The following is a 13777-nucleotide window of genomic DNA, read 5'->3' on the forward strand; positions in this document are numbered from 1 at the left end:
CCGGTGAGAGACAGGCATGTTTGAGAAACGTTATCGCATCACTCTGTTATTTAACGCTAACAAAGTCTACGACCGACAGGTAGTAGAAGGCGTGGGTGAGTATTTGCAGGCCTCACAAAGCGACTGGGATATCTTCATTGAAGAAGATTTTCGCTGCCGCATAGACAATATTAAAGACTGGCTCGGCGACGGTGTCATTGCTGATTTTGACGATCGGGAAATCGAGACGTTGCTCAAGGATCTTAACGTACCGATAGTCGGCGTCGGCGGGTCTTATCATCAGGAAGAGGATTATCCGTCGGTGCATTACATTGCTACCGACAACTACGCGCTGGTTGAAGCGGCCTTTATGCACCTCAAGGAGAAAGGTATCAACCGCTTCGCATTTTATGGTTTGCCTGATGCGGGCGGAAAACGCTGGGCGCAGGAGCGCGAACATGCTTTCAGAAAACTGGTATCAGCCGAGCAGTATCAGGGCGTGGTGTATCAGGGGATGGAAACCGCGCCGGAAAACTGGCAGCACGCGCAAAACCGGCTGGCGGACTGGATACAAACGCTGCCGCAACAAACCGGCATTATCGCGGTGACCGATGCGCGTGCGCGGCATCTGTTGCAGGTCTGCGAGCATCTGAATATTCCGGTGCCGGAAAAGCTCAGCGTAATTGGTATTGATAACGAAGAGCTGACGCGGTATTTATCTCGGGTAGCGTTGTCTTCCGTGGTGCAGGGTACCCGGCAGATGGGATATCGCGCGGCAAAACTCCTGCATCAGCTGCTGGATCAGCGCGATTTGCCATTGCAGCGCATTCTGGTGCCGCCGGTGAAAGTGGTTGAGCGCCGTTCAACGGATTTCCGTTCCTTACGCGATCCGGCTGTTATCCAGGCCATGCATTACATCCGATATCACGCCTGCAAAGGCATTAAGGTGGAACAGGTTCTCGATGCCATCGGGATGTCGCGCTCGAATCTGGAAAAACGCTTTAAAGATGAAACCGGGCAGACGATCCACGGTGTGATACATGAGGAGAAACTCGACCGCGCGCGTAATCTGCTGGCGGCGACGTCGATTTCCATTAATGAAATTTCGCAGATGTGCGGCTATCCGTCGCTGCAATATTTCTATTCGGTATTCAAGAAAGGCTATGAAATGACCCCGAAAGAGTACCGGAGCATTCATGGCGAAAGCGTTTATCAGGACGCATGATTTGCTATAAACCCTTTGTCATAAAAAATGCCCCATTCATCACTGAGCGGGGCATTTATATTTGTGGCAGGAAGTTGCCTTATTACAGGGTAATTACCAGTGATTTAGCTCCGTCAGCCGGTGTCAGCACCAAACCCTGTGAACCGGTTTCCTGGCGTGCGCCGCTGATTTCACGAACATCGCTCAGGTTACGCAGGCACAGTGTCCAGCCTGAAGCCTGACCTTCATGAGTCACAGTAATCACGCCGTCCAGCCGTTCGGCTTTCAGGTTGAACACTGTTTTCCCGCTCAGATCCGTGATCTTGCTTTCCGCTATTGCACCGTCTTCCAGCTCAAAAAGATGGAATTCGGTTTGCTGGCTGTAATCGTAATCCGGCTTCTGATTATTACTGCCCAGCGCCAGCAATGTGTTCGGGCGGACATACAGCGGCAGGCTGTCAAAACCGTGCTGCTGACGATGCCAGCGTGAACCTTGTGCCACTTCGTTATTCAGAAGATGCGTCCAGCGGCCCTGCGGTAGATAGAAATCAACGTCGCCTTCTTCGCTGAAGACTGGCGCAACCAGTAAATCATCCCCCAGCATGTACTGGCGATCGAGATAATCGCAGGCTGGATCTTCCGGGAATTCCAGCATCATGGCGCGCATGACCGGCGTTCCGTGGCTGGCCGCCTGTGATGACGCAGGATACAGATACGGCATCAGGCGGCATTTAAGCTGCGTGAACTGGCGTACTACATCACAGGCTTCATCATCATAAACCCAGGGTACACGATAGGATTTGCTGCCATGCAGGCGGCTGTGGCTGGAGAGCAAACCGAACGCGCACCAGCGTTTGTAGATGTGCGCCGGGGCGGTATTTTCGAATCCGCCGATATCGTGGCTCCAGAATCCAAAGCCAGACAATCCGATGGATAATCCGCCGCGCAGGCTTTCAGCCATTGATTCGTACGTGGCGTAGCAGTCACCGCCCCAGTGAACCGGGAATTGCTGGGCACCGACCGACGCGGAGCGGGCGAACAGCACGGCTTCAGAAGCGCCGAGTTTGTCCTGCAATGTTTCGTAAACCAGTTTGTTGTACACGAACGCGTAATGGTTGTGCATTTTCTGCGGATCACAGCCATCGTGCCATACAACGTCGGTCGGGATGCGTTCGCCGAAATCGGTTTTAAAGCAGTCCACGCCCATATCTACCAGACGTTTCAGGTGGCCAGCATACCATTCGCAGGCCTGTGGATTAGTGAAATCGACAATGCCCATTCCGGCCTGCCATTTGTCCCATTGCCACACGCGACCGTCCGGACGTTTTAGCAGATAGCCTTTTTCTTTGCCCTCGTGGAACAGGGGAGATTTCTGGCCGATATACGGGTTGATCCACACGCAGATTTTCAGGCCACGCGCTTTGAGGCGCTGCAACATGCCCTGCGGATCAGGGAAAGTTTGCGGATCCCACTCGAAATCACACCACTGGAAGGCTTTCATCCAGAAACAGTCGAAGTGGAAAACGTGCAACGGCAGCTGACGTTCTGCCATGCCATCAATAAAGCTGTTCACCGTGTCTTCATCGTAATTAGTGGTGAACGACGTGGTCAGCCACAGGCCAAATGACCAGGCAGGCGGCAGCGCAGGACGGCCGGTCAGACGGGTATAACGGTCGAGCACTTTTTTCGGCGTCGGGCCATCAATGACGAAATATTCCAGATATTCGCCTTCCACACTGAACTGCACTTTTGAAACTTTCTCAGACCCGACTTCAAATGACACACATTCAGGATGATTCACCAGCACGCCGTAGCCGCGGTTGGTCAGATAGAACGGAATGTTTTTGTAGGACTGCTCAGTGCTGGTGCCGCCGTCGCGGTTCCAGGTTTCCACCGTCTGGCCATTTTTAACCAGTGCGGTGAAGCGCTCACCCAGACCGTAAACCGTTTCGCCGACGCCCAGATCCAGACGTTCCATCATGTAGGTTTTTTGCGAGTGGGTATCCTGCACATAGCCGTTAGATTTAGCCACGCTGCCGGTTATCCGGCGACCGTTGCGCAGGAAATCCAGCGTCCAGTTATTGCCCTTGGTGACGCGCACGCAGAGATCACCGCTGTGCAAAGCCGCGAATTCTTCGTTATCTTCAAACCGCAATTCCGGTGTGTCGGATTGCAGTAATGGATAGTGCGGACCTTTGTCAGTTTCGCCGTCAAAGTGAGTAATACGCACGCCAATAACGCCGGTTTGCGGCGAGAAAAAACGCAGCGTAAACAGCGGCGAATCCAGCTGACTGGCGCGTTCCGACGCATCTTTCGGTGCGGCGTAAATCACCATTTCATTGCCTGAGCGTTGTACTTCAAACACCTGAAGAGGGTGCGTCAGTGTCAGACCGTCCTGAATCAACCAGTTACCATCACTGATCTTCATAATGAATTCCTCCTTTAGCCCTTCATTCAATTCATTTCATAAAATCTTGCTGATTACGGCGGATACCCTGCGCGACTTCATCGAGAATGCGGCGCAGCAGAGGGCTGCGCAGAATGTAATAGCGTTTACAGATGATGGCGCTCAGCAGATAGCAGGCCGCCGGAACCAGGGTGAATAACGCGACAATGCTGGTCATGGTGGCGGCATTTTGCGTGGCGGCTCCGGACTGATAACCGGAACCTGCCAGCATCCAGCCGATCATCGCGCCAGCCAGTGCCAGACCTAGTTTCAGCACAAACAGGGTGCCGGCGAAGCTGATACCGGTCAGGCGCTTGCCGTCATTCCATTCGCCGTAATCCACGGTGTCGGACATCATGACCCACTGAATCGGGGTGACGAGCTGGTGCAGAACACCGATGACGAAGATAAAGATAAACATCAGTACGCTGCCGTTCATTGGCAGGAAGAACATGCCGATGCTCAGCCCGGCCAGAATGGCGTTAGTCCACCAGAACACGCTGACTTTGCATTTCCAGTCGGTGAGCGGTTTTGCGAGCGCGCTGCCAAACAGGTTGCCGACGGAATACACGCCGAGGAACCAGGCGAACAGCACCGGATTGCCGAGAATATAGGTGACGTAATACATCATGGCGCCGCCGCGAACCGCGACTGCCATAATATTGAGGATGGTCAGCAGGCCGACGATGCGCCATTGGTCGTTGTGCCAGATATCACGCAAATCTTCGCGCATGGTGCCGGTCGGTTTACCCGGATCGATACGCTCTTTGGTGGTCGCAAAACAAATCGCCAGCAAAATAGCGGCGACAATCGCCAGTACCGCGATCCCGCCCTGATAACCGAGTGCTTTATCTTCACCACCGATATAGTTCACCAGCGGCATCATCAGCACCGTACTGAGCATCCCGCCAGCCGTCGCCAGCACGAAGCGGTACGATTGCAGTGAAATACGCTGTGTCGGGTTGGACGTTATCACGCCACCCAGCGCGCAATAAGGAATATTCACAACGGTGTACATCAGCGTGAGCAGCGTATAGGTGATGGCGGCGTAGATCATTTTGCCGGTCATGCTGAGTTCAGGCGTGGTGTAAGTGAAAACGCAGACGATACCGAATGGAATCGCACCAAACAGAACGTACGGACGGAATTTCCCCCAGCGGGTGCGTGTGCGGTCGGCCAGTAATCCCATGCAGGGATCAGAAATGGCATCCAGCGCGCGGGCGAGCAGGAACATGGTGCCGACATATCCCGCCGGAATGCCGAAGATATCGGTATAAAAGAACATCATGTACAACATGACGTTATCGAAAATTATATGACTGGCCGCATCGCCTAATCCATATCCAATCTTTTCCTTGACCGAAAGGATCTCAGTACTCATTGCTTCAATGTCCGTATGAAATGGGTGAGTACGGTTTTAACGTTTACAACGCGTTGAGGCTATTGAGATTTTTGTTTCTGAAATTATGTTTCTTTATTTTTGTGACAACGCGGGGTAAACGGGGAAAAGTTGAGCGGAACAAACGGGGGATGTGCTGAACGGCTGATGAAAAACCTCCCGTTTCCGGGAGGTCTGAGGCGATTACTTTTTGTATTTTGCTTCCAGCGTCGCAAACCACGGCGCGGTGAAATCTTCCGATTTCCCCCAGCCCGGAATGATTTTGCTCAGGCCGGTCACGTTGACACCTTCCGGCTGGCTGAGCAGCAGGGACTGCGGAATGGTTTGTGCCGGGAATTCGTAAGTGGCAGGCGTTTTCTCACCGGCAATTTTCAGTGCCACAATACGCAGGTTCACGGCGCCAATCAGCTGTGTATCGACAGCGGCGGTCATCTGCCACGGGCTGCCTTTTTCACGCATCAGCTGCAGATCCTGATTCGATACGTCAATGCTGTAGAGTTTGATTTCGGTACGACCATTCTCTTTCAGGGCTTTATACGCGCCCTGACTGTACGCGTCCCATGCGCCCCAGATTGCATCAATCTGACCTTTAGGGTATTTCGCCAGAATCGCACCGACTTTGTTCGCCGTATCTCCCTGAACATCAGAAGACACCGCGCCGATAGATTCAAGCTGATGAATGCCCGGGTTTTCTTTCAGAATGGCCTCGTAGGTTTTCTGACGGCGTTCCATTGGCGGGAAACCGGCCACCCACAGTTTGACGATATTGGCTTTACCGTTGAAATCTTTCACCAGCTGACCGACGGATGCTTTTGCCAGCGAGGCATCGTCCTGACGGGTAACGGTGACGCCCGGAATATCTTCCGGTACTTCTGTATCGAAGGCGGACACTGCAATACCGGCAGCGGCGATGCGTTTGACCAGCGCTTCAGAGTAAGGTCCGCGACCCTGAGAAAGGATGATGCCGTCGTATTTCTGACTGATGGCCTGATTGACGAAATCCTGGAATTTGGCGTCATCGCCGTTACTCAGGAAGGTATCGACTTTAAAACCGAGCGCACGACCTTGTTTGATTGCACCGGCCAGAAACTGGGTGGTGTTGTCGTCTGAACCCAGATTACGCACGATAGCGATGCGAACCGGGCCATTGTGCTGGGCAATCGCCGCCGGAACCGGGGCGGGTGTGCCATCGGCTGCGAACGCCGGTAGGGCAGAAAACAGGCTCAGTGCCAGCAGGGATGCAGATATTTTTCTCATTATTAAACGGCTCCGTAGGACGCGATTTTCTGGCGTGATGATTTCTGGTATGTCAGGGAACGCAATTCGGCGTTCCAGATTGAGGATGTACAGAAGTCTGTCTGTCCAGACGTCTATTCTGTGAAGGCAGTCTACCGGCATGTTAAGAAAGAGGGAATGCTTTGTTGTTATTATATTTCGGCAAGCCGTTATTCCTGTTGGTTATATCCAACCAGCTGCTGCGCTGCAAAATCAGTCACATGGCCTAAACTAAAACTTCACCTCTGAATTTCGCTCTCAACAATGCCTCCGGGAGAAGCCTTATGTCCTTTTCTTTCCGCGACACATTATTGCCTGTTGTTACCCTTGCCCTGCTGACCAGCCAGGCTAATGCTGCACCGAAATCACCGGTTCCGCCGCCCTCAGCTGGCGCAAAAGTAACTGAACTGGCGAAAGGGTTGGATCATCCCTGGTCGCTGGCCTTTTTGCCCGATAATCAGGGGGCGCTTATCACCGAACGCAGCGGACAGTTGCGTCAGTGGAAACCGGACGGCGGGCTTTCTGCGCCGTTAAAAGGCGTGCCTCGCGTCTGGGTCAGCGGACAGGCCGGTTTGTGGGATGTGCGTTTATCGCCGGATTTTGCCAGCAATCGTCGGGTGTATCTGACCTTCGCGCATCCGGGTGAAAAGGGCGAACCGCACGCAGCGCTCGGATATGGCACTTTGTCGGCTGATAATAAAACCCTGAACAATTTTAAAGTGGTCTTTATTCAGAAACTGGCCTTGCAAAGCGGTATCAATCTCGGCGGTCGTATGGCGTTTGATGAGAAGGGCAATATTTTTCTGTCCACCGGCGATAATAACCAGCGCATCAACGCCCAGCATATGAATCAGTTACAAGGCAAGATTTTGCGCCTGACGCCCGAAGGTGGTGTGCCGCAGGATAATCCGTTTGTGCATGACAAGAATGCTAAACCGCAAATCTGGACTTACGGCAACCGCAATCCGCAGGGGCTGGCCATCAATCCGTGGAGCGGCAAGCTGTGGGAAACCGAGCACGGGCCGCGCGGAGGTGATGAAGTGAATTTACCGCAGGCGGGTAAAAACTACGGCTGGCCGCTGGCGACCTTTGGCATCAACTATTCGGGGCAACCGATCCCCGAAGCGAAAGGGACGACACTGGCGGGCGCTGAAGATCCGATTTACTACTGGGAGATTTCACCGGCGCTCAGCGGAATGGCGTTCTATAACGCGCAGAAATTCCCGCAATGGAAAAACTCGCTGTTTGTTGGCGCGCTGGCAGGGAAGTCCCTGATCCGCCTGACGCTCGACGGCGATAAAGTTACCCATGAGGAACGGCTGCTTGGCGACCGCAAAGAACGTATTCGCGAAGTGCAGGTTGGCGGCGACGGGTTTGTTTATGTACTGACGGATGAAAGCGACGGGAAATTGCTGAAGGTTGCGCCACAAAGCTGATGTTAATGAATGAAAAAGGCGGTCAGACATGGCCGCCTTTTGCTGGATAAACCGACGTGAAGACCGGTCAGCTCAGGGGCAGCATCACGCGTTTACAGAATGCCGGACGCTGCTGAAGTTGCTGATACCAGCGTTCAAGATTCGGATGCGACTGACGCTCAATATCCAGACGAAACCAGGTATCGGCATAGCAGGCGATGGCAATATCACCGATCCCGAACTGTTCGCCTGAGAACCATTTTTGCTTCGCCAGCACGGCGTCGGCAATCGCCCAGTATTTTTCAAATGCCGCCATACCCGCTGCAACCACCGACATATCGCGTTCTGCTTCGGGGGTGCGCACCAGCGTCAGAAACACCTGCCGGAACGGCACGGTCAGCGAGTTACTGCACCAGTCCAGCCATTTATCCGCCGCCGCGCGTTGTTGCAGATTGTCCGGCCAGAACGCTTCTTCGCCCGAACGTTCTGCCAGATAACGCAGAATGGCGTTGGATTCCCAAAGCACGAAATCGTCGTCCTGCAGACAAGGCACCAGCCCGTTCGGGTTCAGCGACAGATAAAGCGGCTCATGGTTTTTGCCATACACGCCGCCTGCATTGATGTGCTGAAAGGTCAGGTTCAGTTCATCGAGCAGCCACAGCACTTTTTTGACGTTGCTTGAATTTTCGCGGCCCCATAAGGTGAGCATCCGGAACTCCTTGTTTTGAATAGAGGAAAACAGAAGGTGTACAGCTTTCTGCCTAAGACTATAGGCCAGGGCTAATGATTAAGCTAAGTGAAAAAAGTAACACTCAGCAACAGGAAGTTCCGCCGCTGAGTGTCGCAGAACAGAACTCAGCGATGATTTTTTTGTGCTTTAAACACAGCCCAGACGCTGAGCATGGCGACGATCATCAGATAATAACCCGGTGCCAGACTGCTGCCGGTAGCGGAAATCAGCAGCGTACAGATTAACGGCGCGAAGCCACCGAAAACGGTCACGGCAACGTTGTAGCTGATCGCCATACCACTGGCGCGGGTGGTTATCGGGAATAAATCCGCCATCATCGAAGGTACGGTGGAGAAATACACCGATTTCAGCAGCGCCAGCCAGCTTATCAGTAGCAGCAGTGACGTCGCCGAGGTGTATTGCAGCATCAGCCAGAATGCCGGATAAATGGTCACAAGCATCAGGATAAGTGATCCCCACATCAGTGGCAGCCGGCCAATTTTCTCCGCCCAGAGTCCCATAAGGGGCGTCACTACCGTCAGGATAATCCCGGCTGCCAGCGTGGCGCTGAATCCGGCGGAAGCATGCAGATGCAGCGTTTTGGTTGCATAAGTCGGCACGTAATTCAGCATGTAGTTAATGGCGGTAGACACCACCATCAGACCGATAGCGGTAAAGAACAGACCTTTTTGCGAACGCACGATTTCTTTCAACGGAGAGGGCGTTTTTTCCGCTTTAGTGAAACTTTCTGACTCTTTGATATGGCGTCGGATATACAACCCGACCGGGCCAATCAGCAGACCGAAAATAAACGGGATTCGCCATCCCCAGTTCTGTAACTGCGTCTCGCTCAGAGCAGCGGATAATCCCAGTCCGAAAGCCGAGGCCAGCAGCGTACTGGCACCCTGCGTGGCGAACTGCCAGCTGGAGATAAAGGCTTTACGCTCCGGAAAATGTTCTACCAGAAACGCTGTCGAACTGCCGAATTCTCCGCCCGCGGAAAATCCCTGAATCAGCCTGGCCGCCAGGATCAGCAGCGGAGCCGCCATGCCGATAGTGGCGTAAGAAGGCGTGATGACGATAATCAGCCCGCCAATCATCATCAGGCTGATGGACATCAGCAGTGAAGCTTTACGCCCGTGTTTATCGGCGTAAGCCCCCAGCACAATGGCCCCCAGCGGTCGGATCAAAAATGACACGCCAAAGCTGCCAAATGTCAGCAGCAGGGAAACGGTTGGGTCGGATGTCGGGAAATAAGCGTGGGCGATATAACTGGCGAAAAAGCCGTAAATCGCGATATCAAACCATTCCAGCGCGTTACCGATACAGGTCGCGAAGAGGGTTTTCATCAGACTGGGCTTTTCTGCCGTCGTGTCTGTGTGTTGAGATGCGGCGCTTAACTGGCTCATCGGGCACCTCCGGCATGGGCAAGATGTTGTTCCAGCAGGCCGCGACCCTGTTCACCGAGATCCCACAAAAGATGGGTCATGATAGCCAGCCCTTCGCGGGCAACAGAGATCAACATATGTTCGTTGACGCCATGCTGGCCGCAGGCCGGATAAGAGTGGGGAACCCAAAGTGTCGGTAAACCGAGAATGTCGGCAAAGACATCATTGGGCAACGAACCGCCCAGATTAGGCAGCAGTGCGGTTTTTTTACCGGTAGTACGCTGCATGATATCCAGCGCCCAGCCGACCAGTGGATCGGTCGGATCAAAGCGGGTGGCCGGTGATCCGCGCATAAACTCAACATCAACCTGCTCAAAACCGTGAGCATCAAGATGCGCACGCACATGCTCCGCCAGATTCTGCCAGTCGGTACCGACCACAAACCGCAGCTGACAGACCGCCGTTGCGTGGCCGGGAATTGCATTCATCGGACGCTGCGGATTACCGGTCAGGAATGACAGCACTTCCAGCGTGTTCCACGCGTAAAGGCGTTCCGAAGGCGTCAGACCTGCTTCGCCCCAGTTCGGGTCGATCTGCGGATCGTTCGCACCGTCTCCCACATCGACATCACTGAGAATTTCACGGATAGCGTCGCTGACCGCAGGCGGTTTTAGCGCGGCGACCTGTAACTGACCGTGCTGATTCACCAGACACGCCAGCGCATTTGCCAGCTGCGTACCCGGATTGGTCAGCAGACCGCCCCAGTTTCCGGAATGGTAGGCGTTATCGCGCGCGTTGATCGTCAGACGGAAATTTACCGCGCCGCGTGAGCCGAGGAATAAAGTCGGGCGATCTGCGCTCAGACGCGGACCGTCCGAGGCCAGAAAGATATCGGCGCTCAGTTCTTCGTGATAATCACGGCAAAGTTCGGCCAGTCCCGGCGAGCTGATTTCTTCGCCCATTTCAAACAGCAGTTTGCAGTTGAACCCTAGGCGGCCACCGCGTGCTTTGAAAATCTGCTCCAGCGCGGCAATGTTAACGGTGTGCTGGCCTTTGTTGTCGGCGCTGCCGCGTCCGTACCAGCGGTCGCCTTCTTCTTTCAGCTCCCACGGTGAGAGATCGCTGCGCCAGTTTTCATCGTCGCCAAACACCACATCACCGTGGCCGTAACTCAGTACGGTCGGCAATGTGCTGTCTTCAATGCGCGTGGCAATCAGAAAAGGACGGTGTACGGCATGAGGATTTTCCACGCTGAGCAGGCTGAAACCCATCGCGGAAAGTGCCGGTTTGATCTCCTCATCGAGATAACGCGTCAGTTCTTCGTCGCGCTGATTACTTTGGCTTTCTGTCGCAATGGCCACCCTGCGTGCCAGAGTTCGTTTGTATTCACCCTGATCGAACCAGGCTAACGTCTGTTCAACGATATTTTCCGCTGTCATATGAAACCTGCTTGTAATTGTTTTGAGGATTTATTGTTGGTTTTTTTAGCAGTTTCACTCTAAGCGTTGCACAAACGTTGCCACAATTATAATAATTGCAACTTAGCGTTGCTTTTATTGTAATGCTCATCTGCACAGATATGAGGCTATACCTTCATGCAAAGTTCGGAGATCCGCTATTTTCTGGCAGTAGCCAATACCGGTTCACTCAGCGGGGCGAGTAAGCAATTATTTGTCGCTGTTTCGGCCATCAGCCGTCAAATCCAACGGCTGGAAGAGCGCATCGGCGCCCAGCTGTTTGAACGTCATGCGCGCGGGATGGTGCTAAATGATGCCGGGCAAATACTGGAAAACCACGTGCGTAAAAGCATGATGGATATGGAATATGCGGTAGCGGAAATTCAGGGGCTTAAGGCGGTAAGCCGTACGGTTATCCGCATGGCCAGTACCGACGGACTGGCGTTTGATCTGTTGCCGCAGCTGTTTTCACAGTTCCGGCGTGATAATCCCGGCGTGATGTTTTATCTCAATGTCGGTACCGTGACGCAGGTATCAGAAATGATCCGTAACGGCGAAGCGGATGTGGCCCTGCAGTTAAGTCTGGTGGCGGAACGCGGCGTGGATATTCTGGCCTCGTTTTCCGCGCCGGTACGTATGGTGATGCGCTGCGATCATCCGCTGGCGGAAAAAGAGCTGCAACTGATGGATTTGCATCCCTATCCGCTGGCAATGAACGAGCAGGGGAGCACCATCCGGCAGCTGTTTGATTTATCCTGTCGAATGAGCGGTATATTCCTGGAACCCACGGTGAGCTGTAACAGATTCTCGACGTTGTACGATTTTATGGTGCAAACGCCGGGCGCAATTGCAGCGTGCAGTCATTTTTCGATTATGTATAAAGCGCGGCGCGACAATCTGCGGGTCAAGCCGGTCAATATTGAGCAACTCAACCAGCGTTATTTGCAGCTACAGTCTCCGGCAGGTAAAAGACGTGCCCCTGCACTCAGTCAGTTTATCGATTTTGTTCGTGATGAAATCGCGCGGGAAAGCGAGTTATTTGTCCGCGATTTTGGCCTGTAGTTTTCAAACTAACAGGCCGCCTGTTGCAGATGGGGATAACGCGACCAGTAGTGAGAATGCCAGCCCCTTGCGGTAGCGAGATGTTGCAGCGCTTCGCTGGCATTGATAACCGTTGAAACGTCCGCGAATTCCAGCAAAGGCTGGTCGTATAATGTGTGACTGTAGGCAAATATTTGCTCATAGGCATGGGGCTTGCGGGTTTCCAGCCAGAGTTTCAACCGGTCGAGTCGGCCCTGATGAAACATCAGATTGCCCTCTACTGCACCGCTGAAGCGCTGGTTACTGACGCCGGCCTGCAACCCGATACCGGCATGCGCGCCAAGACGTCTGGCCACCGGTTTCACCAGATGTTCGCCACACGATGATACGATCAGGATTTCATCCCCGCGTGCGCGGTGCCATTCCAGCCTTTCACGTGCCTGCGGATATACGCGTGGCATGATATCCCGGTGAATAAATCGCTGAACCCAATTCGCCACAGTCGGACAACTCAGGCCGCTCATCGGAACAAACGCACGGGCTAAATAGTCACTATATTGCGCGGCATATTGCGGTGAGAACTGCTCAGGCAGGGCATGCAGACGGTAACGGCTGAGCTCCTCCGAAGAGGCATAGCCCTGAGAAATAAGCCAGTGCAGCCACAGGTTGTGGCTGTCATCGCAAATCAGGGTATGGTCGAGCTCAAAAATTGCGATATCCATAGCGCGGATCCCCTCAGCTGACAGTCATCATTGAGCGTAGCGCAATTTTGGCGATTGAGTGTTTTGTGAACGCTTTTGCCACACAATCTTCATACGGCGATTCATGCGGCGTGAAAGTGACTCCACAGACTGATCAGCGCCCAGGCAGCCAGCGACCAGCAGGCCACGGCGGCAATCAGTGCGTAAGGTAATTTCATGGAACCGATGAAAAAATATAATGAAAGCAGATACACCATGTAAGGGATAACCGCCCAAAGGCCAAAAATGATTGTCGTGCGCAGTGCTTCAATGTTGCGTTCGGTGCCGACAATATAATGGGCAATCAGGGCGAAAGTGGGGAACAGTGGCACCAGCCCGGCAATGTAATAGTTGCGTGTTTTCGAGAGTATTCCGATCAGGATCACGACCAGCGCACCAATCAGCGCTTTAAAGACCAAACCTGCCATTTCTGCCCCTGTCTTCAGTTAACCAACGTTGACGTCCCGTTGTGAATAACCCGTTTATTGTTATAGATATTTTATATGTGTGCGTGTGCCAAATTGCCGCACAAGAATAAAATGGTCAAGCACTGACTGCCGTTTTTATCGCCAGTTGAATCTGCGCAAGCAGCGGAAAACTCTACTATTCTTAAGATCTTTACACTATTTAGGTTTATTCCCGACCCGGAAAGAAGTAGGTTTTACACCTGACAGAGTTGCACAATCTGATTGAAAGATAAGAT

At 53.3% G+C, this 13777-nt stretch carries 11 protein-coding genes; 3 read left to right on the plus strand and 8 right to left on the minus strand.

Features of this window, described 5'->3' with window-relative positions; genetic code table 11:
• Positions 1-16: 16 nt before the first annotated feature.
• Positions 17-1204 carry a D-xylose utilization transcriptional activator XylR gene (gene xylR / locus J1784_RS20410; RefSeq protein ID WP_217150695.1) on the plus strand — a complete coding sequence of 396 codons (1188 nt, stop codon included), beginning with the start codon at positions 17-19 and terminating at the stop codon, positions 1202-1204.
• An 82-nt stretch (positions 1205-1286) separates the two neighbouring features.
• On the opposite strand, the gene yicI is transcribed toward xylR, so the two are convergent.
• From yicI to J1784_RS20425, 3 genes are all read right to left on the minus strand, one after another.
• Complete coding sequence (gene yicI, locus J1784_RS20415; protein WP_217150696.1) at positions 1287-3611, minus strand: alpha-xylosidase; 2325 nt, start codon at positions 3609-3611, stop codon at positions 1287-1289.
• A 31-nt stretch (positions 3612-3642) separates the two neighbouring features.
• Positions 3643-5010 carry a glycoside-pentoside-hexuronide family transporter gene (locus J1784_RS20420; protein ID WP_217150697.1) on the minus strand — a complete coding sequence of 456 codons (1368 nt, stop codon included), beginning with the start codon at positions 5008-5010 and terminating at the stop codon, positions 3643-3645.
• A gap of 201 nt (positions 5011-5211) precedes the next feature.
• On the minus strand, positions 5212-6285 hold the full coding sequence (locus tag J1784_RS20425) for a sugar ABC transporter substrate-binding protein (RefSeq protein WP_217150698.1): 1074 nt from the start codon (positions 6283-6285) through the stop codon (positions 5212-5214).
• Between the two features lie 302 nt (positions 6286-6587).
• On the opposite strand from J1784_RS20425, the gene J1784_RS20430 reads away from it, so the two are divergent.
• Complete coding sequence (locus tag J1784_RS20430) at positions 6588-7739, plus strand: PQQ-dependent sugar dehydrogenase (RefSeq protein WP_217150699.1); 1152 nt, start codon at positions 6588-6590, stop codon at positions 7737-7739.
• Positions 7740-7806: 67 nt separating this feature from the next.
• Here J1784_RS20430 and J1784_RS20435 read toward each other — a convergent pair whose 3' ends face one another.
• The 3 genes from J1784_RS20435 to J1784_RS20445 all read right to left on the minus strand — a co-directional run bounded on the left by J1784_RS20435 (position 7807) and on the right by J1784_RS20445 (position 11275).
• A complete protein-coding gene (locus tag J1784_RS20435) occupies positions 7807-8427 on the minus strand; it encodes a glutathione S-transferase family protein (RefSeq protein WP_217150700.1) in 621 nt (206 codons plus the stop codon).
• A 146-nt stretch (positions 8428-8573) separates the two neighbouring features.
• Positions 8574-9857: an MFS transporter gene (locus J1784_RS20440; RefSeq protein ID WP_217150701.1), complete on the minus strand. Its 1284-nt coding sequence runs from the start codon at positions 9855-9857 to the stop codon at positions 8574-8576.
• Positions 9854-11275: a M20 family metallopeptidase gene (locus tag J1784_RS20445; protein ID WP_217150702.1), complete on the minus strand. Its 1422-nt coding sequence runs from the start codon at positions 11273-11275 to the stop codon at positions 9854-9856. Before J1784_RS20445 ends, J1784_RS20440 begins: the two co-directional genes overlap by 4 nt.
• A gap of 156 nt (positions 11276-11431) precedes the next feature.
• Between J1784_RS20445 and J1784_RS20450 the strand changes: the two genes are divergently transcribed.
• Entirely contained in the window at positions 11432-12355 is a 924-nt protein-coding gene (locus J1784_RS20450) for a LysR family transcriptional regulator (RefSeq protein WP_217150703.1), read from the plus strand.
• Positions 12356-12363: 8 nt separating this feature from the next.
• On the opposite strand, the gene J1784_RS20455 is transcribed toward J1784_RS20450, so the two are convergent.
• Both J1784_RS20455 and J1784_RS20460 read right to left on the minus strand, forming a co-directional pair.
• The gene (locus J1784_RS20455) at positions 12364-13056 is read right to left on the minus strand and encodes an HAD family hydrolase (RefSeq protein WP_217150704.1); all 693 of its coding nucleotides are present in this window, start codon (positions 13054-13056) and stop codon (positions 12364-12366) included.
• 101 nt (positions 13057-13157) lie between these two features.
• A complete protein-coding gene (locus J1784_RS20460) occupies positions 13158-13502 on the minus strand; it encodes a GlpM family protein (RefSeq protein ID WP_217150705.1) in 345 nt (114 codons plus the stop codon).
• Positions 13503-13777: the final 275 nt, after the last annotated feature.

The organism is Rahnella ecdela (assembly GCF_019049625.1).
In the GTDB taxonomy this organism is placed as follows: domain Bacteria; phylum Pseudomonadota; class Gammaproteobacteria; order Enterobacterales; family Enterobacteriaceae; genus Rahnella; species Rahnella ecdela.

Excerpts from the sequence above, each read along its gene's own strand:
- xylR (WP_217150695.1), top strand. The coding sequence starts at position 17 with ATGTTTGAGAAACGTTATCGCATCACTCTGTTATTTAACGCTAACAAA.
- yicI (WP_217150696.1), bottom strand. The coding sequence starts at position 3,611 with ATGAAGATCAGTGATGGTAACTGGTTGATTCAGGACGGTCTGACACTG.
- J1784_RS20420 (WP_217150697.1), bottom strand. The coding sequence starts at position 5,010 with ATGAGTACTGAGATCCTTTCGGTCAAGGAAAAGATTGGATATGGATTA.
- J1784_RS20425 (WP_217150698.1), bottom strand. The coding sequence starts at position 6,285 with ATGAGAAAAATATCTGCATCCCTGCTGGCACTGAGCCTGTTTTCTGCC.
- J1784_RS20430 (WP_217150699.1), top strand. The coding sequence starts at position 6,588 with ATGTCCTTTTCTTTCCGCGACACATTATTGCCTGTTGTTACCCTTGCC.
- J1784_RS20435 (WP_217150700.1), bottom strand. The coding sequence starts at position 8,427 with ATGCTCACCTTATGGGGCCGCGAAAATTCAAGCAACGTCAAAAAAGTG.
- J1784_RS20440 (WP_217150701.1), bottom strand. The coding sequence starts at position 9,857 with ATGAGCCAGTTAAGCGCCGCATCTCAACACACAGACACGACGGCAGAA.
- J1784_RS20445 (WP_217150702.1), bottom strand. The coding sequence starts at position 11,275 with ATGACAGCGGAAAATATCGTTGAACAGACGTTAGCCTGGTTCGATCAG.
- J1784_RS20450 (WP_217150703.1), top strand. The coding sequence starts at position 11,432 with ATGCAAAGTTCGGAGATCCGCTATTTTCTGGCAGTAGCCAATACCGGT.
- J1784_RS20455 (WP_217150704.1), bottom strand. The coding sequence starts at position 13,056 with ATGGATATCGCAATTTTTGAGCTCGACCATACCCTGATTTGCGATGAC.
- J1784_RS20460 (WP_217150705.1), bottom strand. The coding sequence starts at position 13,502 with ATGGCAGGTTTGGTCTTTAAAGCGCTGATTGGTGCGCTGGTCGTGATC.